33 protein-coding genes and 1 tRNA gene are annotated in these 26,160 nt (G+C 35.5%); 13 read left to right on the top strand and 21 right to left on the bottom strand.

All coding sequences use genetic code 11. The annotated features are described in order from the left end of the window. Positions 1-16: 16 nt before the first annotated feature. Entirely contained in the window at positions 17-811 is a 795-nt protein-coding gene (locus tag H9655_RS13975; protein WP_191815001.1) for a glycerophosphodiester phosphodiesterase, read from the top strand. A 3-nt stretch (positions 812-814) separates the two neighbouring features. Here the strand turns inward: H9655_RS13975 and H9655_RS13970 are convergent, their stop codons facing one another. Both H9655_RS13970 and H9655_RS13965 read right to left on the bottom strand, forming a co-directional pair. After that, complete coding sequence (locus H9655_RS13970) at positions 815-2,260, bottom strand: UDP-N-acetylmuramoyl-L-alanyl-D-glutamate--2,6-diaminopimelate ligase (protein WP_191814999.1); 1,446 nt, start codon at positions 2,258-2,260, stop codon at positions 815-817. Positions 2,261-2,355: 95 nt separating this feature from the next. Beyond that, a complete protein-coding gene (locus H9655_RS13965) occupies positions 2,356-3,123 on the bottom strand; it encodes a protein-glutamine gamma-glutamyltransferase (protein ID WP_191814997.1) in 768 nt (255 codons plus the stop codon). A gap of 227 nt (positions 3,124-3,350) precedes the next feature. Between H9655_RS13965 and H9655_RS13960 the strand changes: the two genes are divergently transcribed. Both H9655_RS13960 and H9655_RS13955 read left to right on the top strand, forming a co-directional pair. Next, positions 3,351-4,781, top strand: coding sequence for a carbon starvation CstA family protein (locus tag H9655_RS13960; RefSeq protein WP_191814995.1), 1,431 nt, complete (start codon positions 3,351-3,353; stop codon positions 4,779-4,781). Between the two features lie 209 nt (positions 4,782-4,990). Next, positions 4,991-5,239: a helix-turn-helix domain-containing protein gene (locus H9655_RS13955; RefSeq protein ID WP_318245488.1), complete on the top strand. Its 249-nt coding sequence runs from the start codon at positions 4,991-4,993 to the stop codon at positions 5,237-5,239. 4 nt (positions 5,240-5,243) lie between these two features. Here H9655_RS13955 and H9655_RS13950 read toward each other — a convergent pair whose 3' ends face one another. From H9655_RS13950 to H9655_RS13920, 7 genes are all read right to left on the bottom strand, one after another. Then, the gene (locus H9655_RS13950; protein ID WP_191814993.1) at positions 5,244-5,846 is read right to left on the bottom strand and encodes a response regulator transcription factor; all 603 of its coding nucleotides are present in this window, start codon (positions 5,844-5,846) and stop codon (positions 5,244-5,246) included. Between the two features lie 3 nt (positions 5,847-5,849). Next, positions 5,850-6,971, bottom strand: coding sequence for a sensor histidine kinase (locus tag H9655_RS13945; RefSeq protein ID WP_191814991.1), 1,122 nt, complete (start codon positions 6,969-6,971; stop codon positions 5,850-5,852). A 5-nt stretch (positions 6,972-6,976) separates the two neighbouring features. Continuing rightward, positions 6,977-7,711, bottom strand: coding sequence for an ABC transporter permease (locus H9655_RS13940; RefSeq protein WP_191814989.1), 735 nt, complete (start codon positions 7,709-7,711; stop codon positions 6,977-6,979). Further along, the gene (locus H9655_RS13935) at positions 7,662-8,606 is read right to left on the bottom strand and encodes an ABC transporter ATP-binding protein (RefSeq protein WP_191814987.1); all 945 of its coding nucleotides are present in this window, start codon (positions 8,604-8,606) and stop codon (positions 7,662-7,664) included. Before H9655_RS13935 ends, H9655_RS13940 begins: the two co-directional genes overlap by 50 nt. A 159-nt stretch (positions 8,607-8,765) precedes the next feature. Further along, positions 8,766-9,485 (bottom strand): exonuclease domain-containing protein, encoded by a 720-nt coding sequence (locus H9655_RS13930; protein ID WP_191814985.1) that lies wholly within the window; start codon positions 9,483-9,485, stop codon positions 8,766-8,768. Continuing rightward, a complete protein-coding gene (locus tag H9655_RS13925; RefSeq protein ID WP_318245490.1) occupies positions 9,485-10,456 on the bottom strand; it encodes a DUF294 nucleotidyltransferase-like domain-containing protein in 972 nt (323 codons plus the stop codon). The genes H9655_RS13930 and H9655_RS13925 overlap by 1 nt, the downstream gene beginning before the upstream one ends. Before the next feature lie 59 nt (positions 10,457-10,515). Next, complete coding sequence (locus H9655_RS13920; RefSeq protein WP_191814983.1) at positions 10,516-11,793, bottom strand: ammonium transporter; 1,278 nt, start codon at positions 11,791-11,793, stop codon at positions 10,516-10,518. A 251-nt stretch (positions 11,794-12,044) separates the two neighbouring features. Here H9655_RS13920 and H9655_RS13915 point away from each other — a divergent pair, with 251 nt between their 5' ends. Beyond that, positions 12,045-12,233: an alpha/beta-type small acid-soluble spore protein gene (locus tag H9655_RS13915; RefSeq protein ID WP_095369762.1), complete on the top strand. Its 189-nt coding sequence runs from the start codon at positions 12,045-12,047 to the stop codon at positions 12,231-12,233. 286 nt (positions 12,234-12,519) lie between these two features. Here H9655_RS13915 and H9655_RS13910 read toward each other — a convergent pair whose 3' ends face one another. Then, positions 12,520-13,092, bottom strand: coding sequence for a hypothetical protein (locus H9655_RS13910; RefSeq protein ID WP_191814981.1), 573 nt, complete (start codon positions 13,090-13,092; stop codon positions 12,520-12,522). 143 nt (positions 13,093-13,235) lie between these two features. On the opposite strand from H9655_RS13910, the gene H9655_RS13905 reads away from it, so the two are divergent. Beyond that, positions 13,236-13,388: a hypothetical protein gene (locus tag H9655_RS13905; RefSeq protein WP_191814979.1), complete on the top strand. Its 153-nt coding sequence runs from the start codon at positions 13,236-13,238 to the stop codon at positions 13,386-13,388. A gap of 289 nt (positions 13,389-13,677) precedes the next feature. On the opposite strand, the gene H9655_RS13900 is transcribed toward H9655_RS13905, so the two are convergent. Further along, complete coding sequence (locus H9655_RS13900; protein ID WP_191814977.1) at positions 13,678-13,869, bottom strand: hypothetical protein; 192 nt, start codon at positions 13,867-13,869, stop codon at positions 13,678-13,680. Between the two features lie 184 nt (positions 13,870-14,053). Between H9655_RS13900 and H9655_RS13895 the strand changes: the two genes are divergently transcribed. Next, on the top strand, positions 14,054-14,377 hold the full coding sequence (locus H9655_RS13895) for a DUF378 domain-containing protein (protein WP_191814975.1): 324 nt from the start codon (positions 14,054-14,056) through the stop codon (positions 14,375-14,377). A gap of 382 nt (positions 14,378-14,759) precedes the next feature. Continuing rightward, a complete protein-coding gene (locus tag H9655_RS13890; RefSeq protein ID WP_191815055.1) occupies positions 14,760-15,272 on the top strand; it encodes a DUF3231 family protein in 513 nt (170 codons plus the stop codon). 256 nt (positions 15,273-15,528) lie between these two features. Here the strand turns inward: H9655_RS13890 and H9655_RS13885 are convergent. After that, positions 15,529-15,601: transfer RNA gene (locus tag H9655_RS13885), tRNA-Val, on the bottom strand. A gap of 267 nt (positions 15,602-15,868) precedes the next feature. On the opposite strand from H9655_RS13885, the gene H9655_RS13880 reads away from it, so the two are divergent. The 4 genes from H9655_RS13880 to H9655_RS13865 all read left to right on the top strand — a co-directional run bounded on the left by H9655_RS13880 (position 15,869) and on the right by H9655_RS13865 (position 18,508). Then, the gene (locus H9655_RS13880) at positions 15,869-16,591 is read left to right on the top strand and encodes an alpha/beta hydrolase (RefSeq protein WP_191814973.1); all 723 of its coding nucleotides are present in this window, start codon (positions 15,869-15,871) and stop codon (positions 16,589-16,591) included. 142 nt (positions 16,592-16,733) lie between these two features. Then, positions 16,734-17,243 carry a YjcG family protein gene (locus H9655_RS13875; protein ID WP_191814971.1) on the top strand — a complete coding sequence of 170 codons (510 nt, stop codon included), beginning with the start codon at positions 16,734-16,736 and terminating at the stop codon, positions 17,241-17,243. Positions 17,244-17,251: 8 nt separating this feature from the next. Beyond that, the gene (locus H9655_RS13870; RefSeq protein WP_191814969.1) at positions 17,252-17,677 is read left to right on the top strand and encodes a GNAT family N-acetyltransferase; all 426 of its coding nucleotides are present in this window, start codon (positions 17,252-17,254) and stop codon (positions 17,675-17,677) included. A 153-nt stretch (positions 17,678-17,830) separates the two neighbouring features. Further along, a complete protein-coding gene (locus H9655_RS13865; protein ID WP_191814967.1) occupies positions 17,831-18,508 on the top strand; it encodes a DUF421 domain-containing protein in 678 nt (225 codons plus the stop codon). A gap of 4 nt (positions 18,509-18,512) precedes the next feature. Here H9655_RS13865 and H9655_RS13860 read toward each other — a convergent pair whose 3' ends face one another. Continuing rightward, positions 18,513-18,755, bottom strand: coding sequence for a hypothetical protein (locus tag H9655_RS13860; protein WP_191814965.1), 243 nt, complete (start codon positions 18,753-18,755; stop codon positions 18,513-18,515). Between the two features lie 130 nt (positions 18,756-18,885). Between H9655_RS13860 and H9655_RS13855 the strand changes: the two genes are divergently transcribed. Further along, positions 18,886-21,177 (top strand): ATP-dependent helicase, encoded by a 2,292-nt coding sequence (locus H9655_RS13855; protein ID WP_191814963.1) that lies wholly within the window; start codon positions 18,886-18,888, stop codon positions 21,175-21,177. Between the two features lie 73 nt (positions 21,178-21,250). Here the strand turns inward: H9655_RS13855 and H9655_RS13850 are convergent, their stop codons facing one another. The 7 genes from H9655_RS13850 to H9655_RS13820 form a co-directional block, all read right to left on the bottom strand. After that, complete coding sequence (locus H9655_RS13850) at positions 21,251-21,505, bottom strand: stage VI sporulation protein F (protein WP_191814961.1); 255 nt, start codon at positions 21,503-21,505, stop codon at positions 21,251-21,253. Between the two features lie 154 nt (positions 21,506-21,659). Continuing rightward, positions 21,660-21,815: a YjcZ family sporulation protein gene (locus tag H9655_RS13845; RefSeq protein WP_191814958.1), complete on the bottom strand. Its 156-nt coding sequence runs from the start codon at positions 21,813-21,815 to the stop codon at positions 21,660-21,662. 103 nt (positions 21,816-21,918) lie between these two features. Then, entirely contained in the window at positions 21,919-22,275 is a 357-nt protein-coding gene (gene spoVAE, locus H9655_RS13840) for a stage V sporulation protein AE (protein WP_095369774.1), read from the bottom strand. Positions 22,276-22,293: 18 nt separating this feature from the next. Continuing rightward, positions 22,294-23,304: a stage V sporulation protein AD gene (spoVAD, locus tag H9655_RS13835; RefSeq protein WP_191814956.1), complete on the bottom strand. Its 1,011-nt coding sequence runs from the start codon at positions 23,302-23,304 to the stop codon at positions 22,294-22,296. Then, the gene (spoVAC, locus tag H9655_RS13830) at positions 23,304-23,777 is read right to left on the bottom strand and encodes a stage V sporulation protein AC (RefSeq protein WP_191814953.1); all 474 of its coding nucleotides are present in this window, start codon (positions 23,775-23,777) and stop codon (positions 23,304-23,306) included. The genes spoVAD and spoVAC overlap by 1 nt, the downstream gene beginning before the upstream one ends. Before the next feature lie 13 nt (positions 23,778-23,790). Beyond that, the gene (locus H9655_RS13825; protein ID WP_225230638.1) at positions 23,791-24,324 is read right to left on the bottom strand and encodes a YhcN/YlaJ family sporulation lipoprotein; all 534 of its coding nucleotides are present in this window, start codon (positions 24,322-24,324) and stop codon (positions 23,791-23,793) included. Between the two features lie 250 nt (positions 24,325-24,574). Then, entirely contained in the window at positions 24,575-24,931 is a 357-nt protein-coding gene (locus tag H9655_RS13820) for a DUF1360 domain-containing protein (RefSeq protein ID WP_191814949.1), read from the bottom strand. A gap of 132 nt (positions 24,932-25,063) precedes the next feature. On the opposite strand from H9655_RS13820, the gene H9655_RS13815 reads away from it, so the two are divergent. Next, positions 25,064-25,600 (top strand): CotY/CotZ family spore coat protein, encoded by a 537-nt coding sequence (locus H9655_RS13815; RefSeq protein WP_191814947.1) that lies wholly within the window; start codon positions 25,064-25,066, stop codon positions 25,598-25,600. 51 nt (positions 25,601-25,651) lie between these two features. Here H9655_RS13815 and H9655_RS13810 read toward each other — a convergent pair whose 3' ends face one another. Then, positions 25,652-26,125 carry a CotO family spore coat protein gene (locus H9655_RS13810; RefSeq protein ID WP_191814944.1) on the bottom strand — a complete coding sequence of 158 codons (474 nt, stop codon included), beginning with the start codon at positions 26,123-26,125 and terminating at the stop codon, positions 25,652-25,654. Positions 26,126-26,160 lie beyond the last annotated feature (35 nt).

Genomic DNA, 26,160 nt, shown 5'->3' with positions numbered 1-26,160 from the left:
AGAAAGGGGCATAAGAATGAGACAAGTGAAAAGAGCTTATCATACAATTAATGCCAAATTGGCATTAATGTTTAAGAAACAAAACCAGTTCTTTCATCCCAGTTTTCAAAAAATTGCGCATAGAGGTGCTGCGGGAATATGTCCAGAGAATACTATGATTGCTTTTGAGCGTGCGCTTCAATTAGGTGCTGACATGATTGAATTAGATATCCAGTTAACTAAAGACCAACAAATCGTTGTCATACATGATGCAACAATTGATCGAACAACAAACGGAACAGGTAAAGTATCTGATTATACATATGAAGAGTTATGCCAATTTGATGCCGGGAGTTGGTTCTCTAAAACATTCCAAGGTGAAAAAATCCCCTTACTCAAAGATGTATTAGATAAGTTTTACAATCAGTTAGGTATATTAATTGAATTAAAAAAACCTGAAAAAAATCCTGGCATTGAAAGCTTACTAAATTCGTTACTAATGCCATATTCTACTGATTCAATCATTATTCAGTCTTTTAACCTCGACTCACTTAGGAAGATAAAAAAGCTCATGCCATCTGTAAAAATCGCTGTATTAGTCAATTATCCCCTGCAAATAAAAGATATAAAAAGGATAGCTCAGGAATTTGAATATGTAAGTTTGAAGTGGACAATGGTAAACAAAAAAGTGATGTCCGCGCTGAAACAAGCTCAATTACGAACAATTATCTGGACAATTAATACTAAAAAACAATTAGATAGTGTGAGGTGTTGGGATATAGACGCAATTGTCACCGATCATTTACAATTATTAGCTAAAAGTAAGGAGTAAATATTAACATCCTTCATCTTTTTCACATTCAATTAAATAATGTATTGTTTCAATATCATTTTTCGTTTGAAGGTGAAAAATATCTTGGTAATTCTCACTCCCCTTCCCAATAATAAATACCCAATCACCACTTCCTCCTTTTTCCCACATTGTCTTGATGGCCAATGTGCGATCCATCATGACTTCCCCATTATTATATGGGGGTATTAAGTGATACAATTCTTCTTCTACAACCGATTTGCTCTCCCCATTTATATCATCTGATGTAAGGATAAACTGCTGACAATAAGTAGATGCAACTTTCACCATCTTCACTCGCTTGCTTTTATCCCTTTTCCCTCGAAATCCAAAAACCATATATATTTTTTTCGCGCTATTTTCCTTAGCTGTTTGCAAAAGGTAGCGTAGCGCATCTTCTGTATGAGCATAATCAATAATAAACACTGCCCCTTTCCTATTATGAAATTTCTCCCATCTACCAGGTACTCCCCTAAAATTCTTTAATCCTTGTGTTATGACCTCTTTTGAGATCCCAGCTTCTAAACAGGCAGCAATAGCGATAGCGGTATTATAAAGATTATGCTTCCCCGGTAATGGTGATTCTGCTACTATACTCTCTCTTTCTACACTTGTTAATTTCAACTGGTATCTTGCATCTTTAACTGTGAGCTGCAAGTCATAATCCCCAGCTGTACCAATTGTTTTTATTTTATGATGTACCTGCTCACGGGCTATTTTCTCTCCCCATGTATCCTCAATGTTTACTAATCCAACGCCTTCTTCTTTAAGTAAAGAAAAGATTTTCTTTTTCTCGTTATAATACTCTTCAATCGTATGATGGTAATCCATATGATCATGAGTTAAATTTGTAAAAACAGCGATATCAAGCTGTAAGCCTTCTGTACGATGTTGATGAAGTGCATGGGATGAAATTTCTAGTATGATAAAATCATCCATACTTTCGTCTAATAAAGATTGTATTTCTACAGCGTCTGGAGTTGTATTTTTAGCTTTTTTTGTATGGTTATTAATTTTATTTTCTACCGTGCCGATCATTCCACAAGAAAACCCTGCCTCCTTCAGGAGATGGTGGATGAGATAGGCCGTTGTTGTTTTACCATTTGTACCCGTTATACCGATTAGGCGATGTTTTTTGCTAGGATGTGAATAAAATATACTTGCTAATTTGCCCAATGTTTTCCGAGAATTCCGAACTTGAATATACGGAACAGAGAGCAATAATCGCTTTTCACCTATCACAGCAATCGCCCCATTTTTGATCGCTTCTTCTATATATTTATGCCCATCATTTTCAAAACCGGCAATAGCAATAAATAAATATCCTTGTTTTACTTTCCTCGAATCAGATGTTAACCCACTCACTTCGATTTCATGATCCATCTCCTTTAAATCCGTTTGTAACAAATGAAAGACATCAAATAATTTCATATAGAAAACTCCTTATAAGCACCATTAAGTTACTATTTTTTGTATGCCCACGAACAAAAAAAATATGCCTTTGTTAGACATATTAAGTAGTAATATTAAAGTAATTGCATTATAGAGGAATGATAATCCTGTTGCGGGGCTCTACGTGCAAATTGTGAAAGGTATTTATAACTCAAGCGACTATGTTGGGAAATGAGATAAGCATCCTGTGTCGCTCCTGGCTTTCTTAAAGTATTCAACGCTTCTATCATCCCTCTCTCACTTTCCAACCCTACTCCGTGTCCAAAGTAGCGGTCATTACCTAAATAAACTGCATTTTCTCCCGTCCATATTGGGTGTTGGAAATCAGGATTATAAAAATAAACAACATCCCCTGGGATGAAATCTCTTCCTATCCGTGTATCTATACCTAAGTCTTGATCATAATTCCAATCCCAAACTAAAAGACCTTGAAATAACGTATTAAATCGACTAATGGAAATCGAATCCAATACTGATTTATAAAATAACAATACAATTGCTGTAGAACATTCAAATGCATATAAGTGGCTATTTTGAAAAACATCCCTAATCGCGTCCGAGGGTAATATATATGGTTTTAAAACGTAACCGTACTTTGTTTTGGTCCATATTTGGGGATTAAATCTCGATACGTCAAATGGAGCGAACTCTGCTTTACTTTCATGTAACTGGTAAGCGGCTTGAATCAATTTTTCTCTTAATAATAGCTCAAATTCTAAAACAAAAGCAGAATCATAATAAAATGGCTGTGGAGAAGAATCAAGCGCTCTATAAATATCTTGTTGTATAGGACTAAAAGAATGAATAGGGGGCTTCTCCTGTGACTGAATAATAATGGTCATAAACACTTACCTCCCTTTATTTAATTTTCTTCTGACAACATATAATACCAAATTATGTTCTGCCACGTTCAGAGGTTCATAATAGCCAAGAATAAGTTTATCTATTAGAAAATTATATAAAAATAACATTTTTCTGAAAAAGTATTGCTTTACAGTGAAAAAGCACTTACAATACATCATATATTCCAAAGTTTCAGAAATATATTACATCAGGGGGGGCACTACATATGGCAACATTTCTCGTAGCAATTGCTTTACTTATTTTAGGTTATATTTTTTATTCGAAAATAGTTGAAAAGGTATTTGGAATCGATGATAGCAGAGAGACCCCAGCATTAACACAAGCAGACGGAATGGATTTTGTACCTATGAGTTGGTGGAAAGGAAGTCTAATTCAACTTTTAAATATTGCTGGTACTGGACCCATTTTCGGTGCATTAATGGGTGCTCTTTACGGGCCAGTGGCGTTCATATGGATTGTCGTTGGTAGTATCTTTGCTGGTGCTGTCCATGATTACTTTTCTGGCATGTTATCACTTAAACATAAAGGAGAGCAATTTCCAAACCTTGTAGGTCGATATTTAGGTACTGGGATGCAAGTATTTGTTAATATTTTATCCATTATCTTAATGATATTAGTAGCAGCTGCTTTCACAGCGAGTCCTGCTCAACTAATTTCTTCCATCACACCTCTTAATTTCACAGTGTCTTTGGTTCTGGTATTTGCTTATTTTGTCCTTGTTGCCGTTTTACCTATTAACAAGATCATTGGTCGAATTTATCCCATACTAGGTGCTGTTTTGATTTTTATGGCTATAGCCATCTCTGTAGCTTTATTATTTAATGGTCAACCTATTCCTAATTTAACTTTAAATAACTTACATCCAGGGGAACTACCAATTTGGCCATTATTAATGGTTACCATTTCATGTGGTGCCATTTCTGGATTTCATGCTACCCAAAGCCCAATTGTATCTAAAACATTAAAAAAGGAATCTGATGGTAGAAAAGTGTTTTACGGAGCTATGATTGGAGAAGGTATTATTGCCCTTATCTGGGCAGCAGCAGGAATGACATTTTTCGGTGGAACTGGCGGTTTGCAGGAAGCTTTAACTCTTGGCGGACCTGCAGGCGTTGTTAATGAAATTTCTATCTCTCTATTAGGTACTGTTGGTGGTATACTAGCAATACTATGTGTAATTATCTTACCAGTTACAACGGGAGATACAGCTTTAAGGTCTTCTAGAATGATTCTTTCTGAAGTCATTTCGAAATATTTAAGTTTTAAAGGCACTGGACAAGTATTCCTTGTGACGGCTTTAGTGAGTGTTCCTACTTTCCTTTTAGCAACGATTGATTATTCCTTCTTATGGAGATATGTTGGTTGGACAAACCAATTAACTGCAACTATTATGTTATGGACAGCAACAAGTTTCCTAATGAAGACAGAAAAACAACACTTTATTACAGGTATACCAGCTATCTTTATGACAGCCGTGTCTGCAACCTATATATTCTATGCACCAGAAGGATTCCAGTTGTCGTATCCAATCTCTTTAACCATTGGGACTGTTTTAACAATCATCGTACTTGCTATCTACATTAAGAAAATAATTGAAACTCGTAAACCAAAAACAAAAGACATAAAGATTGCTTAAGTTTTTTAAAAAGAAAACAGATTGGGAAGAATGTGTATTCCCAATCTGTTTTTATACGGAGTCCCAGAAGACAAGTACCTATTTAAAAAACATAATTGCTAACAGGTCATAGGTAATTTGTCAACAATATACTTTGACAAACAGCGTAAAAAAGTGCTAATTTTATAGAGAGCGTGATTTTAAATTTGCAATTATAGTAGGTGACGAATTTGAGTAAAAATATGAATAAAGATATGATTAAATTTATTAGAAAAAGTTATAATATGACGCAACGAGACTTCGCAAGAATTGTGAGCTGCAGCTTCTCCCTCATCGCGCTTGTTGAAGTTGGTAAAAGACGAGTCACATCAGATTTAGAAAATAAAGTCAAGACAGCATTTGACTTAGATGATCAACAATTACAATCAATTTCCACATTGATCACTGAATTTAGCAAAGGCGTTCCACCTTTTATGTAAACCACTATATCCAACCTTTCTCTTTGGCTTTAGTTATTGCTTCAATCCTATTCTTTGCCTCTAACTTATTAATGATTTCTGACATATAATTGCGCACCGTTCCCGCAGATAAATAAAGGTGCGCCGAAACCTCCTTTGAAGTTAAACCCGATGCAACAAGCTTCAACACTTCCTTTTCTCTGGAAGTGAGTGGGTTGTCTTGTTTTATATGATTAAATACCAACTCCGGAGAAAACATTTTCTGACCATTCATCACGCGCCTAATGGCTTCAGCTAGTTCTTCACTCGGTCCATCTTTTAACAAGTATCCGTGAACACCTGCTCCTATTGCCCGTTCAAAATAGCCTGTTCTAGCAAACGTTGTTAAGATAATCACTTTACACACAGACCCTGCTTCAAACATTTCCTCCGCTAAATCCAAGCCACTCTTTATAGGCATTTCAATATCTAATAAGCAGACATCTGGTGACAACTGATGAATTAATTCTATTGCTTCTTTTCCATTATTCGCTTGCGCTATGACTTCTATATCTACTTCATAGTTTAATAATGTACTTAGCGCTCCTCTTAACATCTGCTGATCTTCAGCTATTAAAACTCTTATCATTATTTAAGTACCTCCGAACTTTCTTTCTACAATTGGAATGAATACATTCACAGATAGCCCCCTGTCATAATGAAAAAAGTTTAAACTACCTTCAACAAACTCTAGACGTTCAGACATACCTTTTAAGCCATTCCCTAATTTCGTTTCTCGATTAAACCCGACTCCATTGTCGCGAATAGTTACCTCTATCCCCAGATTATTTTGCGAAAATCCAATTACACAATGGGTAGCCCGAGAATGTTTAACGATATTAGTTACGCCTTCTTTTATACACATACTAATTATATTTTGCGTCATTGATGTAATATTGTCACATCTAGTCAGTCCTGTTACCTCTAGCGTAATATTGGCTGAATTTAATATCCCTTTGCAATCACTAATCGTTTCAGCAATTGTTAATATACGCATGTCTGCCACTAACTCTCTGACTTGCTTTAAGGCATTGCGTGAAGTCCGTTCAATTTCTTTTACCTCTTTGGTGACAATTTGTGGATCTGCTTGATGCTTAGTCATTTTTGCTACGAGTTGAGATTTTAATGTTATATAAGATAATGTATGCCCGAGAGTATCATGCAAATCCCGAGCAATTCTCATTCTCTCTTCTCTTTTAATTAAAACTTCAATCTGTTCGTTTGCTTCATTTAATTTTTCTTCTAACTCCATCTTCGTCGACATGGAGTGAATACCAAAAGGAGATAAAAACATAACAACAACCATTACGACAAGATAAAAGTGTTCGCTCAACATTTCATATTGTAAAATAATAGGAAATACTGAAGAGAAGACAAATAAAATCATACTAATAGCAAACATCTTAGAGTTACGCAGCCATCCGATGAAATTTGCACAATAGAACCCAAGCAATACTAGTGAAGGTTGATAAAAATAAGTAAAAATAATAATAATGATAAATTGTATGATTAACCAACCCATATAAATACTCATCGGTGGATCAAAGTAAAGTTTCCTATAAGATAGAAAAAAAAGGAATAAAAGCATCCATCCAACCACTGCCTTTATCCCTGTTTCATTTATTAAAACAATAATCGGAAACATTAAATAGACCAAATAAACATATGGGAGTAAACCATATTTGACAGGAAATAACTTAAACTTATACCCCAAAAAGCCTACACCACCACTTCTTGCTTTCTTCTAATATATATACTTAATACTACAAATAGAAGGAAATATCCTGTTAAAACAGCAATATTCAGCAAAGAAGGGGTGCCGCCTTCTGTAATCTCCCATACACCCGCTCCATAATGATAAGAGGGGATTGCTTTAGCAATAGTCTTGAAAATAGATGGCAACACTTCTATTGGCATAAATAAACCACCCATAAAAGCTAGAACCATATAAAAGAAATTACTGATTCCAGCAGCTGTCTCCACCTTGTTCATCGCCCCAATAATCGTTCCAATAGCGAGAAATGGCAAAGCACCAATTAATATCCATAAAGCACTTGTCAACCATTGCCAAACGCTCAAACTGACTCCATTTATCACCGCACCTACAACAAAAATAATGATCACAGAACAAATATGAATCATTGTTTGCCCCACCATTTTTGCTGAGAAATAAACACTTGAACTAAGCGGGGTTGTTCTCATAAAATTGGACCAACCATGTGCCTTTTCTTCTACTAGCCGAATGCCCAACGTCAAAATACTCGTACCCATCACACTAAAACAAGTAATGGACATTAAGAACCGACTGTTCCAGCTATCTCCCATTCCAGTATTAAATATATTTGTAAAAACAAAATAAAAAACGATGGGCATAAATAAAGACCAAAAAACAAAATAAGGATTTCTAAATATCCGTAATACTTCTACTTTCGTTTGCATCAACCAGGCTTTCATTCACTGATCCCCCTTCTACTGTTAATGATTCAAACGCATCTTCAAGTCGTGCTCGATGTAAATGAATGTCACGCATAACGACCTTTTTTTCAAATAACTCCCCCAAAAGCGCATCAGTGGAAGTGGTTGTTAAAACAATCCGTTGATTAGTTATTTTCGCACTTATTACATGAGAAAATGTTTGTAGCAAGTTGATATCAACCTGATCGGATGTAAACGAGATAGCCCCATCCGATAAGTGACTTTTTAATTGTAAAGGTGAACCATCTGCTATCACCTTTCCTTGATTAAATAACATAATTCTCTTAGCAACATCATCGGCTTCTTGTAAATAATGAGTGGTGAAAATAACCGTTTTACCTTCATCATTTAAGAATTGTATCGCTTGCCAAAATTTTTTCCTTACCGTACTATCCATTCCAACAGTTGGCTCATCTAAGAAAACGATTTGGGGATTACTTAATATGGCTAATGCAAAATTCAACCTTCTCTTTTGACCGCCGGAGAGCTTATAAGCTCTTTTCTTTAGCATTTCTATAGGAATACCTGTAATTTCCAACACCTCTTCTAAACGCAAAGGATTTTCATAATAACTACTAAACATCAGTAATACTTCCTTTACAGATAATGCATCAATGACACTGACCTCTTGGAGCATCACGCCAATTTTTTCTTTCACCGCTCGCTCTTGGGGTTGCTTATTTAAAATCAGTATATTTCCTAATGTTGGTTTAACTAATCCTAATAACATAAGCAAGGTTGTTGATTTTCCAGCTCCATTCTTACCTAAGACAGCTAATAACTCTCCTTTGTTAACTTCAAAAGATACATCGTTAACTGCCCATAGATTCTTATACCTTTTACTCAAATGATTCGTAGCAATGATTGTTTCCATACACACCAACTCCTTACTCAAATTATAAGAGGTGGTTAACTTGTACGTTTAGTGTGTAATGTCACTTCTTCTTATGACAAATGTCATCTTAAATGAAATCTTTTCCATAAAAAATACCACAGTTCAATCATCTGTGGCATTCCCTTTAGATATTCTTACTTATGGTAATCGAGCTAACTTCTCATAAACATCCTGCATTGTAAAACAGCCCTTTTCCTTCACCTTTTCAACATAGCATACCCAAAGTTTTGCTGTTAATAAGGCATCGCCTAAAGCATGATGCCGATGTTTGACTTCTATCTGATTTTTTTCACATAACACCTCTAGTCTAACAGAGTGATCCACTGTATCAAGGATACGGTATAAAAAGGAGGTGTCGAAAACGCGATGTTTAAATGATGTTCGATAGAGCTGCCAAAAAGCATGCTGAAAAAAACGCTTTTCATGGTTTGAATGATGAGCAATAAAAGGTAAACTCTCAGTATATTTCAAAAAATCCATTAACACCTCTGCTAAAGGTGACGCCTTTTTTAACTCCTCTTCCTTCAGTCCCGTTAAATCCTTTATTGATGAAGGTAAATCATTTTCATATTGTATTAATGAGTAAAAGCAATTGTCATGATCAATGTTTCCATTTATGATTTTGACAGCTCCAATAGAAAGTATTTGATCACCATTATCCGGACTAAACCCGGTTGTTTCTATATCGACAACGACGGCACTCATTTGATCTAATGACGTTTGCACCAATCGATCTTGATCTAAATCTTTTTGAAGCTGTCTCATGAAAGCCATTGATTTAGAATCCTGTGTCTGAAGCCCACCAAACCTAGTATGATTTAACTTTCGTACAAATTGAAAAAAAGGTTCAAAAGCCATTATTTCACTTCCTGCTCAATTACATCTTCTACATATTGATGAAGTCTTCTACCATTTTTTAAAATCACCTTAATCTTACTTTTTTCTTCCTTGCTCAATTTTCTCACATTTAAGTAATGGCCACCCTCATAGGTTGACACATGGGTAAGTAGTGAATGCCGCAATATGAGTAACTGTTGAAAATCATTATGATACGGTAATAATGCGTGTTTATAAAGATCTTTACGCATTAATCTTTCTAACCGTAACAAAGTGGAACTTTCAACTATTCCCTCCTTTATAGAAAGTAATCGAATACCATTAACGAAAGGTAAAAATGCTGCGTACTTTATATTGATTTCCCCTTTATGTGATCCGTGATTTTCCGTTAATATTTGCCCCAAAGGCCCAATAGAGCTTTTTATATGCTGGATATTATCTAAGAGTCTTTTTAAATAATAAGGAGTTTTTTGAACTGCCTTATGAACACTTCTCTTTAAATCATTAATGTATTCGTTTTCTCCCACTAAAACTCTTGCATCAAAGAAAATTTGCAAATGCCTCATGGTTGCCCAAGATTTTTCATCCAGCCATGACTCTAGTTGTTCATACCACTCATGTTGGGACTGACACCAAAGGGGGTTACTACTCATAATATTACCGTCACAGTATGGGTAGCCAACGATGTTGAGCCCATCGGATAATTCTTTGCCTAACTGCTGATAATATCTTTGTAAGGTGGCCTCTTTTTCTTCATATATGATGCCATGATCTTGATCACTTATATAACCTTGTTCTTCTCTTCCACCGCTACCTGTTATGAACCAAGCAAATCGACTGGGTGGTTTTTCCCCTAATCTTTTCACAGCATAATGAAACGTGGCTTTCATTACTTCATCATGAAAATTGTTTAATTGCCCTTGATTAAACTTGTTCATCGTTAATTCATAATTTCGCCAATCTCTAATCGCTTCGTATGTCTCAAAATCCACTGGCAAAAACAACACTTCCTTACAGAGGGTAAAAGCCTCCCAATAAAGGAGGCTTCACTTTATGATGTTAATTTCGTTTGTTTCTCACTTGACATAAACTCTTCTGGATAACCATAGCTACCATGTTCACTCATGTCTAAGCCCATTACTTCTTCTTCTTCACTAACACGGAGACCATTCATTACTTTTTTCATTACGAAGAGGATGACAAATGAAGCAACAAAGGCATAAAGTCCTGATGTTACAACTCCTAACGCTTGAACACCTAATTGGCTGAATCCGCCACCATAGAATAATCCAGCTTGACCCGTTACCTGCTCTGCTAATTCAGGTGTTGCAAAGAACCCTGTAGATAAAGTACCCCATATTCCAGCTGCACCATGAACAGATAATGCGAAGATCGGATCATCAATTTTCATTTTATCAAAGAACTTTACACTAAAGAATACTAAAAGTCCGGCAACTAAACCAATAATAACAGCAGCCCAAGGTTCAACGAAGGCACAAGATGCCGTAATGGCAACTAAACCTGCAAGCGCACCATTTAATGTTGTCACAATATCTGACTTACCAAGAACGACCCAAGAGATAGCTAATGCGGCAACCGCACCCATCGCTGCAGCTAAATTCGTGTTTAAGGCAACAAATCCAAAAAATGCACCATCGACTGATGTCGTACTTCCTGCATTAAACCCAAACCATCCTACCCAAAGTATTAGCACAGCTAATGAAGTATAGACTTGGTTATGTCCTGCAATATTGTTACTAGAACCATCTTTATTGAACTTCCCAATACGAGGCTTTAATAAAATAGTTGCAGCTAAGGCAGCCATTGCACCTGTTAAATGAACAACTGTTGAGCCTGCGAAATCTTGCTTCTCATGTCCCGCTAACCAGCCTCCACCCCATATCCAATGGGCAACAACCGGGTAAATAACAGCAGAGAATAAAATAGTGAAAACAACATAGACTGGGAACTTCGCTCTTTCAGCAAAACCGCCTAAGGCGATACAAACAGCAATAGCAGCAAAGGCACTTTGGAATACAAAGAAGACCGTATCCGATAAACCTGATTCACCACTTTCAGTGCCTGAATAGAAGAAATCCGTCATTCCAACAAAGAAATTCGCGTTTCCTCCAAATATAAATCCATAACCGACAGCCCAGAAAACAAGGAATGTTAATCCAACGGTAAAAATCGTTTTTCCTGTAATATGACCTGCATTTTTCATTCGGGTAGAACCTGCTTCAAGTAAAATAAATCCACCAATCATAAAAATAACTAAAATTGCAGCAATCATTGTCCACACACTGTTCAGATAAAATATTTCATCCATATTATTTCTCCCCCATTTTCACGTCAATTTTCTTAACCTTTTGGTGTAAGATTATATAACATCAATTAAGTTATTTTTTATTTTATCGTAAAATTCTCATAAGTCAATGCTCAATTTTATATTTTTTAGAAAATTTACTCATCTTTTTACCTGTTAGTTTTTACCCATATGAATGATAGCCCTTACATTAGGAAACCTTATAAAAGAGCAATGTTCCGTTTGCTCAAAATGACGAAGGAGTGATTTGTTCAATGAGCAGAAATAAATTAGTCGTTCCGGAATCAGGTCAAGTCTTAAATCAAATGAAAGAAGAAATAGCTCAAGAATTTGGTGTACAACTTGGCGCAGAAACCACTGCACGCGCTAACGGATCAGTCGGCGGGGAAATGACCAAACGACTGGTTGCTTTAGGTGAACAACAACTCCGTAATCAAAAATAGCCATTCAGTATAAGGAAATACCCTAGTTGAAGGCATGGAAAATGTCCCTATTAGGTTTTAAGCGAGGAAGTGACGATCATTCAAATTCACTTCCTCGCTATTTTTTGTTGATTACGTCCTTGTCCGCATTCTTACAGCTTTCCACTTCTCATGTACATTCTTCATCTTGTGATAATCCTCGCTAATCTGCTCCCCTCCAGGTAATTGAAAAAGGTCTTTATCGTCATGTCATTTACGATAAAGACCTTTTCTTTTAAATATCTCTCACCCAATTGCGCATAACCAATTATTTATTGGCAAAAGCATTTTCTTTCATTCTAAGAAAAAATATGGTGAACCAATATGAAGTAAAACATATGCCAATATCAATCAAAAATATATAGACCTGATTCATACTACCATAAAAACTAACGAAGCCTACCTTCTCTTCAATCGTTGCAAAACCAAATGCGATAATCGCACTCACAATAATTGTATATAAGTAAAAATTTCTTTGTCTATTTGTACAATATTGATAAACAAATAAAAAAACAACCGGAAGTAAAGAGGTCGTCATATTCGTTGCACTTGGTAATGAAGGAATGAGAAAGTAATTATGAATAAACAAACCTTTTCGCAATAACATTGTATCGATAAAGGTCCATAACATATTCACTGTATACCCGTAGAAAAACACCTCAAATATTCTTTTTCGATCAATAAAAAAATATACGAACACTAAAGGAGCAATAAAGAGAAAGAGTACCATCCAAAATTGCCAATGCGTATAGTCAGAATATGACTTCCAATAATCAGTTAGCAACTGCTGAAATTGTTGACTATCTATATGTAGTGCAGTTAGATATTCCTCCTTACTCATCATTTTACCTCCTTCACAATTAGCATACTCTCAATATGTTTCAAGAGATGGTTTTTTATTCATCGCTCATCGCTTTATCGACATACATAATTTACAAATAAAAGCTAAAAATACCTAATAATAACGGAAGGAGTGGCAAATACATGATGAAAATAATCAATGGTAAGTTAAAAACCCTACTCGGTTTCTTTATTGGAAGTATGGCGGTATCTATTATTTTTAATATTATTCAAATCAGCTTAATTTCTGAAGTCAAAGGGAAGTTAAGTACAGTGATGGATGAGCAATCAAATTAAAAGGTCCAATAGGTGAGTCCTCATAAGCTAGAAGACTCACCAAAAAGGTTATTCACATCTCTTTTATTTTCGTGCCACTTTTTACTTGATATCAACATCGACTAATTTCGAACATCACTTTTAAAAATGTCTGTTGTTATATCGTCTTTCCAATTACTTAACTTTAACAACTGTATAAAACCATGCCACTAACCAATATCCGACCCACGGCAGGAATCTGTAAATATTTTCACGATTAATCATCTCCACAAAAAAAGAGGCTGTCTTTGTGGACAGCCTCTCAATTATTTTAATGAAGACCTTGATCGTCTTGATTCCGTATTTGCTGTAAATAATTCTCCGTATAAATACGTTGTGAATCTGGGACATTTTTTTCATTCTCTTCAGGGTCAAATTTTGTTAAACCTTTCTTCTTCGCTATCCAGTCAATCGCGAGACCAAATCCTAGAAGCGAAAAGATCAAGATAAGAAACCACCACATTCTATATCACCTCTTTATTAATATAGTTAAAAAGGGGACAATTGTTATCAATTATTTTCTGATTATTCTAATATTACCATAATTAGTTAAAAATATCAAATAGACACAAATGTCCTTATGAATAAAAATGCCCTAATACCAAAAAATATAGATGTAATAAAATTTAAAATAAGGAGCTTTTACAATGAAAACATTACAACGCATTGCTTTAGCGCTAATTATTATTGGCGCCATAAACTGGGGACTTATTGGATTATTCCAATTTGATTTAGTTGCATCAATTTTCGGAGGCCAAGAAGCCATCCTTTCTCGTATCGTTTATACATTGGTCGGAATTAGCGGGCTTATTTGCCTAACTCTTCTCTTTGCACCAATGACAGAAGAAGAAGACAGAGACGTCGATAATCGTGTTATTGATGGAAGACAAGTGAGTTACTCTACAGAATTCGCTGAGGAAAATGATTTATCTGATATAAAAGAAGAAGACAGAGAAGATCGAGATCAATAAATATAAAAAGTTCGGACATTAAAACAGATTAGGAAGCCTTTTTTATCGAGGCTTTCTTTATTATGTCTATTGAAGAATACATCATAAACCCATCCCCCTTTAAAATCACAATCCCAACTTCCAAAACATCAGATAAAAAACACCCTTTACCACCTTTGAAAGGGTAGCCCCAATCATAAACCGCCAATACTGCTTTCTATTTTTTATGATTTACATCGCGAGCTTTGCTTCTTCTTATGCCATTACCGAAAACTAATAGAAACGCCAAACGAGATTTTTTTACTGATGAATATTTTTTATCTTTCAAACACAAACTATCTATCGTGGACAATCCTTACATAAGGAGAAAATCATGAAACTTAATAAGATAGGGAGTGCAATTATGGGTATTTTAAGCGGTAATCCAAAAGATGAACCTTTACATTATGGTGAAGTATATGGACTATTCACCAACCTTTCTACAAATAATGGAATGATATCTGGTTATGAAACACTGTTGAATCACGCTGGCGATGATGACTTAAAAAAGCTAATAGAAGAAGCAATTAAAGGGTTACATGCTGAGAACCAACAATTAGAAGAGCTTTTAAAAAGCAATGGAATCGGGTTACCACCTGCACCACCTGCCCGTCCTAATGCAGACTTAAATGATATTCCTGTTGGTGCTAGATCTACTGATCCAGAGATCAGTGCTGCAATCTCTGCTGATACTGCAGCTGGATTGGTTGCATGTAGTCAAGCAATTGGCCAATCCATCAGAGAAGATGTCGCAATGATGTATGGTCAGTTCCATATGAATAAAGCCCAGTTTGGTGCCAAAATGTTAAAATTAAATAAGGAAAAAGGATGGTTAATCCCACCTCCTTTACACATCAACAAAGGAACAGAATCATAATTTATAGGCGCCTCGAAACGAGGTGCTTTTTTTACTAATTTACAATGAGACTTACTTTACACGCGCAATTTAACCTGACTGATACCTCATTTTACTTCTCCCATGAAAAGTCTAAAGGCTCTTTTTCTAATTACTAATGCTCCGTTTGTTTCTATTGCATCCTGTTTGCGGTTTATTTCATACTTTTTTTATATTCCATATTATTCATCGAGATTTAGACAAAAGAAAAAGCCTTGATATATCAAGGCTTTCAGTATGATTCCGACTGGGTTCGAACCAGCGACCTCTACCCTGTCAAGGTAGCGCTCTCCCAGCTGAGCTACGGAATCGTTTATGTATATATATTAAAGACATTTATAAATATACTATTTCAGCGGATTTCTGTCAATTGATTTTTTGGTATTTATTCCATTTCATGAAGTTTTATAATTATAATGTTCTTTACATATAATAGTAGTGAAAAAATAGACATACATACTTAATTGAGTGAATCTTTCATCATTAAGAAAATGAAGACTTACTATATGAAGTTTCATACACAGTATGATAATATAACCCCATATAGGATTATTAATTTAACAAAGGAGTTCTATTTTATGAACACAGCAAAAGGGACAATCACGGACTTTACTTTTAAAAGTGAGGTACTAGGGGAAGATTTAGAAATACTTGTGTACTTACCGGGCAATTATTCACCACTATATAAATATAATATTTTAATTGCTCAAGATGGCAAAGATTATTTTCAATTAGGACGAATCGGCAGAACAGCTGATGAGTTGCTTGATGCAAAAGAAATGGAAAATACAATAATCATTGGTATTCCATATAAAAATGTACAAGATCGCCGTCGTAAATATCATCCAGATGGTGAACAAAATGCTGCTTATATCAGATTCTTGGCTCATGAGCTTGTACCTTATCTAGACGAAAAATATCCAACCTACCAAATGGGAATGGGACGAGCATTAATCGGCGACTCTTTAGGAGCGACTGTATCTCTATTAACTGCTCTGCAATACCCTAATACTTTTGGGACAGTCATTTTACAATCGCCTTTAGCGAATGAAAAAGTCATGGAAGAAGTCAAATCCTTTAAAGATACTCATCTGTTAAATATATATCATGTTATTGGTACGGGTGAAACAACAGTCAAAACAACTGACGGTAAGGAACAAGATTTCCTTACACCAAATCGAGAACTTTCACAATTAATAAAGGAAAAAGGTTTCCCTTATTTTTATGATGAATTTGAAGGCGATCATACGTGGACATATTGGCAACCAGATTTAAAACGCGCACTAAAGCAAATGCTTTAATGAAACAGCAGTTTGGCTACTTCTTAGTCAAACTGTCTTTTTCTTCTATTTAAATTCGTTAATATATGATGATTTTTGAAAATTTGTTATAATAATAAAATAAGACATGTTCTTTAAAATATTTTATTTTGGAGGTAGAACTATGAAATATGGAATCGTTATTTTTCCGTCAAAAAAAATTCAAGACTTGGCGAACTCTTATCGGAAAAGATATGACCCTCACTATGCATTGATTCCTCCACATGTAACATTAAAATCGTTTGAAGCTACAGAAGAAGAAATAAAACAAACAACTGATGCTTTGAATGCAATTGCAAAAGTTCAACAACCTTTTCACATGAACGTCAAAAAAGTGAGTTCATTCCAACCTGTTAATAACGTTATTTACTTAAAGATTAACCCAACAGAAGAACTTCTACTGTTGCATGAAAAAATCAATGAACAAACCGTAGGAGAAAAATCAGAATATGCCTTTGTCCCCCATATTACAATTGGACAAAAACTTTCTGATGATGAGCATTCTGATGTTTATGGTTCACTAAAAATGCTTGATGTAGAACACGAAGAAACGGTTGATCGATTCCACTTATTATATCAATTAGAAAACGGATCTTGGAGTGTGCATGAAACATTCCGCCTTGGAAAGGGATAATGAACAACATGAACGTTAAAATAGTAGAAAACGAGAAAGAGCTTCAAGACGCTTATGAAGTAAGAAAAGAAGTTTTTGTCGACGAACAAAATGTCCCGTTAGAAGAAGAGATTGATCAATATGAAGACGAAGCCACACACTTTGTACTTTATAAAGGTGATGAACCAAGTGGTGCTGGGCGTTTTAGAATTGTAGATGGTTATGGAAAAGTAGAACGCATTTGCGTCAAAGAGAATGCAAGAAAAACAGGAGCAGGAAAAGAAATTATGCACGCCATCGAAGCCTTTGCTATGAAAAAAGGTGTACCTGCTTTAAAACTTCACGCACAAACACATGCCATTCCATTTTATGAACGAATTGGGTATGAAGTTGTCTCTGAGGAATTTCTCGATGCAGGAATCCCTCACCGAACAATGAAAAAAATACTTAAATAAAAAAGAGGTGCTCTCGGCATCTCTTTTTTGTTTTCATAAACAATGGAAAAGTGTGTAATTAATAAAAATCCTCTCGACTTTTTAATCATAAAAAATGGTGAAGAGCACACAATAACAAGGTCAAAGTAAATTTGTTTAAGAGGTGTGTTTCCCATGCATGAATATATACATATTACTTTCGTTCTCATTGTTGGATTTATCGCACTTTTCATCATGACCAAGATTCTTGGAAAGTCGCAAATATCCCAAATCACTCCTTTTGACTTCATTTCTGCCATCGTTTTAGGAGAACTAGTAGGAAATGCACTTTATGATGAAAATACAGGGATTAAGCAAATGCTCTTCTCTGTTCTTCTTTGGACCATTTTAATTTTTACTACAGAAAAAATCACACAGAAATTCAGAAGAACCAGAAAACTATTAGAAGGCGGCCCTTCCATTGTGATTCGTAAAGGAAAAATTGAATATGGGCAATTGAAAAAGAATCATTTAGACCTCAACCAGTTGCAAGAATTATTAAGAGCAAAAGATATTTTCTCGATAAGACAATGCGAATTTGCCTTCTTAGAGACAAATGGTACAATTACTGCATTAAAAAAGCCTGAATATACAACGCCAACTATTGAGGACTTACAATTAAAATATCCGACAATTAAGGTGCCAATTAATATCATTTTAGATGGTGAGATTGTTTATGAAAACCTCAACATTCTCGGTTGGGATGTCAAATTATTGGATGAAAAATTAAAAAAGAAAGGTTATACGAATGTGAAGGAAATTCTATATGCTGACTGGGAAAAAGAAGACGGGTTACATATTCAGACTTACTGAAATATTATACGTAATAATCAATGTATCTTCCTTCTATACCTTGTTTACCATTTATTTCTCTTTCTTTCAAAGAAGAGGATAAATGGTTTTTTCTATTGTCCTTATATAAACGATTGAATTCTGTTTGTCCCCGGTATGGTTCTACCCTTTCAATATTTCTATAAGTCATGGAGCGATTTCGATTCATAAACATTCGCTCCACATATTGCTGGTACGCTGTTTGAACGGTTGAGATTGGATAAATCATTACACTGCCTCCTTCCCTTTACTACTAACCCTTTTCAATTAATATCAAACATATTTATTCTTTTTTAGCACGAAAATCTTTGTTATGATTAATTTTATGCAGTAAATTTTTTAAGTTATGAGGCTAAATGATGAAAAGTGCACGATTAAAGCAAGAAATAATTCAAATACATACACTGAAACGTTCAGACTATCAACTAATACATCAAGAAGGAAAACGCGGGAACCTTTATTGTACCCACTGCGGTGAGAATGTTTTATTTTATTTAGGTATTCGGGATGAACCAAATTTTTATCATAGCAACGAAAACGATTGCGAATATGTGGACGAAGTCATTCCGAAAGCAAAAGAGAAAACGATCGAAAAAGAAGTCAATGGCTTTCGTTTACCTCAAGGGCGGTCCATTCTTGAAGAAGTCGAAGAGCCTTTTAAAACGGCTGTACAGATTGAAAATCTCCCACCGTTTACAGAAAATACTGTTTCACAAACTAGTCCTGCAGAGGGTTATCTTCAAACACTTGATGAACACGGTATTTCATTTGATCGTGATCAGAAAAGAGCTGTTACGTATTGTCATGGTCCGTTACTTGTTCTCGCAGGAGCGGGAAGTGGTAAAACACGCGTGTTAACAGGGAAAACAGCTTATTTATTCCATGAATATCAAGTTGATCCCCGTTCTGTTCTACTCGTTACCTTTACAGCGAAGGCAGCAAACGAAATGAAACAACGGATAAAAACCTATCCATATGTTACAGCAAAGCATATTAATCAAATGGTCTGTGGGACTTTTCATAGCATTTTCTATCGTATTCTTTCTTTTCATGACTATAATAATCAGAAATGGGACCACCGTTACCTTTTAAAGAACTGGCAGAAGGAACAAATGATCAAACAATCAGCAAGGACCCTACAAATTGATGAAAAGGACTTCCCTTTTGATATGGCATTACAGTTAATTAGTTTTTGGAAAAACTCGTTACTATCCCCAAAAGATGTAAGGGCGAATGATTCATGGGAGGAAAAGGTACAGCAAATGTATCAAGCCTATGAAGAAGAGAAACAGCGATTGAATACCTTTGATTTTGATGATATGCTCAGTAGCTGTTATGAGCTGTTTAAAAATAATCCGCAAATATTAGCACAGTATCAAAAGCGATTTAAATATATCTTAATTGATGAATTCCAAGATGTAAATAAAGTTCAATTTGAATTACTTAGAATGCTAGCACCTGAAAGTGAGCATATTTGTGCAGTTGGTGATGATGATCAATCTATTTATGCTTTTAGAGGGAGTGATCCATCTTATTTAACCGAGTTTGAACAGATGTTTGAGGACAGTTTCCAAATTACATTACAACAAAATTATCGCTCTAGTCACGAGATCACTGCTTATGCCAGTCAAGTGATCAAAAAAAACAAAAGAAGAAAAGCAAAAAACATGGTCGCGCAATTTAAAAGCGAGGCTTACCCTACACTCTTCTACCCTTACGATGAAGAAGAAGAAGCTTTGATGATTTTAACAGATATTCAAGAAAAAATAAGACAAGGTCACGAACCTAATGATTTTGCCATCCTTTATCGAACACATTCAACGAGTCGTGCCCTATTTGAACGGTTTACCAGGTCTAATATTCCTTTTAAGATAGAACAAGATGCCGAATCATTTTATGATCGCTTTATTATTCGGACACTGCTTAGTTTTTTAAGATTAGCGATTAATGAAGATGATACCCAGGCTCTTAAGGATGCCTTACCTGCCCTTTTTTTAGCGCAATCACATTTGCAAGATATGAAAGCAAACAGTATCTTACAAGATTGCAGCTTACTTGAATGTTTATCTATGGTACAAAGCAAATATGCGTTCCAACAAAGCAAAGCCAAGAAAACAGTGACAACAATTAAAGCCATTAAACAATTATCACCTTTTTTAGCACTTGAAAAAATTGAAAAAGAACTACAAATACAAGATTTCATTAAAAAGCGTGGCAATGAAGGCAACAAAATGGATAAAGGTTCAGAGGATTTAAAAGAACTAAAATTAATTGCTAAAAAGTTTTCTACGATACTTGAGTTCATTGAGTATGCTGATCATATGCGTGCAAAAATCAAAGAAATGAAGCAATTAAGTAAAACGATTGAGAACGCTGTAACCTTTAGCACCATTCATAAAGCCAAAGGATTAGAGTATCCCTTTGTCTATCTCTTAAGTGTAGTCGATGGTAGCCTTCCCCACGATTATGCACTTGAAGAATATCGTTCAGGAATAGATCAAAGTTTAGAAGAAGAACGAAGATTATTATATGTAGCAATGACAAGGGCCAAAGAACAGTTACATATATCACTCTTACAACACAGAAAAGGGAAAAAAGCCTATCCATCACGTTTTCTTCCCCCTATCAGAAATAAAGCATTAAGTAAATAAAAACAAGCCTGCGTGTGTATCCTCTCACGCAGGCTATCATTGTTTGATAAAAAATTTGCTTATTAGACTCTCATTATTTTTTATTAATCATTTTGTTTATTGTATTAAAGTCTAATGACTTACCATCTTTAACAATAGAATCGACAATTTTATCTTCCATTTCTTGAGATACTGGTTTGTTGGCGATTTCAGACACTCTGCGAATGACGCCACGAACCGTGTCTTCATCTTTAAAATTCGCATTTTGTAACGAGCTCGCTAAATCGAATACATCCTTCATATTCACGCCTGTTTTTTTCTCGATATTCTTAAAAAAATGATTATCCATCCGCTACCTCACGCTCCTTCTTGAACTCCATTTATCTTATGTCGCCCAATTAAAAACGTGATAAAAATCTGTTCTTTTATCTTGCTGATGATTTTTATCCATATAAAAAAGAAGAGATGCGCGATTACACATCTCTTCAAAAATCAAAAGACAATTAGCAGAAACTAGCACCAACAATGACTAATAAAATGAAGAGGACAACAATTAAAACGAAAGTACCTCCAGCATAGCCACCGCCACCACCATATCCGTAGCCGCCATATCCGCCACAACCACAATTTGTGCCATAGCCTCCAACTCCAAAGCCCATATGAATTTCACCTCACTAATGTATTTGTCTTTATACATTATGTATGGTTTGTGAGAATGTTTGGGCATGTACCCGCTTGGCCTTTAATTCACCGAAATCAGGCTTATCCTTTTGGTTTGAAAATAAGGGCGCCAATAAAAGCAAACAAGATGGCAGATGAAATACCTGAGCTCGTAACTTCAAACATACCTGTTAGTACGCCAATTAATCCATGCTGTTCTGCTTCTTGTAATGCCCCGTGCACAAGTGAATTACCGAAACTCGTAATAGGCACAGACGCACCCGCACCAGCAAAATCCAATAATGGCTCGTAAAGTCCTACTCCATCCAATATCGCTCCTAATACAACCAGTGCACTTAAAGTATGACCTGGTGTCAGTTTAAATACATCAAAACAAATTTGGCCAATTACACAAAATAAGCCTCCGACAACAAAAGCCCAAAAAAACATTGGCAGCATTTATTTATCCTCCTAACTTTATGGCATTTCAATCGCTACTGCATGTGCAATACAAGGAATCGATTCTTTTTGTTGCACCGTCAGCGGAGATAATAGCGCTCCTGTAGCGACCATTAAGATCTTTTTTAACTCTCCTCTTTTCATTCTATTTAATAAATGTCCATATAAAACGGATGCAGAACAACCTGCACCGCTACCGCCTGATTGAACGGGCTGATCTTCTTTATAAATAAGTATGCCACAATCTTGGAACTGTTCATCTGGGATGATAAGCCCCTTATTCTTTAATAATTCCAATGTAGTTACACGACCAATTTTCCCTAAATCTCCAGTAACAATTAAGTCATAATAAGAAGGTTCAATTTGTAAATCTTGAAAATGATTATAAATTGTATCTGCGGCCGCAGGAGCCATCGCCCCGCCCATATTAAATGGATCAGTGATCCCCATGTCAACAACCTTACCGATTGTTGCAGCTGTCGTAACTGGATCATTTCCTCCATTATTTTGAACGAGAAGTGCTGCACCCGCACCTGTAACTGTCCATTGTGCAGTTGGTGGCTTTTGCCCGCCATACTCTGTAGGGTAGCGAAATTGCTTTTCAACAGCAGCATTATGACTCGCTGCTCCAGTTATAACTGCATTTGCTCCACCATAATTAATCATAAATGAACCAAGCGCTAATCCTTCCATTGATGTGGAACATGCGCCAAACAAACCGAAGTAAGGTATTTCCAACGCTCTTGCACTAAGACTCGTTGGGGTTATCTGATTAATTAAATCTCCACTTAGAAAAAATTGCACATCTTTTTTTTCCATTTCCCCTTTTCTTAATGCTGTTCGACTAGCACCTTCCATTAGTACACGATGTGCTTTTTCATATGAATCTTCTCCCATCCATAAATCATCATGGAGGAGATCAAAATCATCAGCTAAGTTCCCATTGGCTTCAAAAGGTCCTCCAGTCACACCGGTAGCAATAATTGCTGGACGTTGACTAAAAACCCAGGATTGCTTCCCCTTTAGCATTAGATTACCCCCATATAAATTAAAATAGTTTTGATTAATGCAACGACAAAAGCTGAGAATACGCCAAACAGGAGAACCGAACCTGCGAGTTTAAACATATTTGAACCGACACCGAGAACAAATCCTTCGGTGCGATGTTCAATTGCTGCAGAAATAACCGCATTTCCAAAACCAGTTACTGGCACAGCACTACCCGCTCCTGCAAATTGCCCAAGTCTGTCATAAACACCAAATCCAGTCAGGAGCATCGCAATAAATATCATCGTGGCTACAGTAGGATTACTCGCTGTTTGCTCGGTGAAATTAAAGAAATAGATATAAAAATAGGAAATCGCTTGTCCTACTAAGCAAAATAATCCTCCAACCCAAAATGCCCGAAGACAATTTTTCAAAACTGGTCGCTTCGTTTCATATTTTTTTTCTAATTGATCATATTGCTCTTGGTCAGGCGTTTTTTTTGGTTTTGCACACATCCTTCTCACCTTCCTATGTTAATTCTTTTTTCAACTTAACTATTTTATCGAACTTTTTTTGGGCTTCCTTGGCACTGAATTGTGGATTCTTCAGTTGTTCATGCAATTCGACAACTTCAAGAAAAATTTTAAAATCACTGGAAACAATAAATTTAACATCAGGATATTTGTCTTCTAATTTTCCTTTAACATCTTTCTCAATTTTTTTCATGTGAAATCTTTGTAAATGTCTAACTTTGTAAGCAACTAAAACGGTATCATCATTCTTTACAATTGCTGCATCATATAATTCTTTCTGTTTTTCAATATCTTCTTCTATACTTTGCAGCATGTCTTCATCGGTTGACCGTGATTCACTATGTATTAATGATGGGGTAGGATTTGTTGGTTTAACAAGTGATAACGGCGCTTCATCAGAATCATGTTTACTACACCCTGCGATCAAAAATAAACTTATAAGTAGTAGCAAGTATTTTGGCATTTCTTGTCCCTTCCTTATCTTTTTCATTATTTGTTTATTCTCTCTAAAAGTTGATTTCTTATCCAAAAAAAAACAAAAGACGAACCTTTTATGAATGGCTCGTCTTTTTATATTAATTGCTTTTCTTCTTTTTCTTCCCACAACCACAACCGGAGGATTTTTTACTTCCCCCTGTTTCTGCAATTCTCTTTTTAAAAGCTTCTTTATTTGTATATATTTTTTTGTTCACCTTCCATACCCTCCTTCATCATATATGCCTTTTATCTTTAACATATTCAAATGATGGAGAGCTCGTATAATGCAATAGCCCAATTTTTTATTGAATAATCATTTTTTGAATTGCCCCTTCAATAATTGCCGCTACGGCGCTAATTGACAAAATCACCACTAACAACACACCGATTGTAGGGAAATATGCATACATTACATATATAATTACTGCACTCCATATCCCCGTGCACCAATAACAACTAAGGAGCTTACCAAAAAAGCCAGCTACCCCTTTATTTTTTGGAATGATATAAGTCTCTATATTCCCTTGTTCATCCTCTTCATCAACTTCTAACATAAATGGTCTTCTTATAAATTCAGTGATTTGATCATAAACAATTAGTCTTGTTAGACGGAAAGAAGCAAATGAGAGTAAAAGAAATTCAAAAAAGGTAAGATCCATTCTTATCTCCACCCTTCACCTAAAAAATATGCCTATTTTTTTAAAAAATAAGGCGTTTGTCCGTAACCCATAGCCTGTTTCATCAATATGTTATTAATGTAGATCAAAGAATGAAATAAGGAGGAAAAGAATATGGGTTGTAACAAAAAGGATAATAAATACGGCAGCTGTGTAGCTGAAGTCGTACGTGCGATAAGAGATATACAAGATCAAGTTCGCGAAGATGATGATTGTGATTGCGGTTCAAATTGTTTCTTAGAACCAATCGGCGCGATCTCTCCAAAGAGAGGTAAAAAGAAAAAAATCAGACGCCCTAACACGCGCGTATTTACGTTAAGCACAGCTGATGGTTCACCATTCCACGCTTTTTTGACAAATGTTGATGATTGCTCTTGTACGTCAATTTTCTTTAGAGTAGAAGAGATATTCGATAATTCATGTGCTACTCTAAGAGTCTTAGAACCAGTTACTGAAACAGATCCTGGTTGCTTTGAAACTGCTGATATTACAGAAGGCTGCTGCATTGATTTATCTAAAATCTGCAAAGTAGATGGTTTCCGTTCTAGTGAAAACTGTATCTCTGTAGATTTGGATTGCTTCTGTGCAGTTCAATGTATTCAAGATATTTATTTACCAATTGATAATTGTGTTGAATATTTCGAAGACTAATGATTATAAAAGCCAGTCGTTCACTCGACTGGCTCTTTATTTACAGTCAACTTACCTAAAACCGACCATTTTTATCGATTTTATACTATGAATATGAATGGTTTGCATACTGCCGCTTAACGTTTTAATCATTAACTCATTGCCTTGTTTTAACTCAATAAATCCCCTAATATGCTTATCATCACTTATAAATAGGCAAGGTACAGGCGGTAACTGCTTTGGAAAATGAAGGAGATAATCAATCCTTTCCTGTACATTCATATCCTTAAAACTTTTCACGCGTTTAAAACCTTGCTCGCTTTCTGAATGACTTTCCTCGTATTCCTCCAAAACTTGCTGTACATCTTCTCCTTTTTCCTCCACCATACCTTTTTCATCTATAGAAGCATTTGTGATAACTTCATTTTCTTCTTTCTCCACTTCATTTTTACTGGAATAAGTTGACTGCATTGACGTCGAAGGAGAAGGAAGATTAGATTGTTGTACATATAATAAAGGCTTCTTTTTTTTATTTTGTGTATCCATGTCTTTCACCCGTCCCTCTTCAATAAATTCGAAGC

The organism is Cytobacillus stercorigallinarum (genome assembly GCF_014836495.1).
In the GTDB taxonomy this organism is placed as follows: Bacteria; Bacillota; Bacilli; order Bacillales; family Cytobacillaceae; genus Cytobacillus; species Cytobacillus stercorigallinarum.
This window is presented reverse-complemented; position numbering and strand designations above follow the sequence as displayed.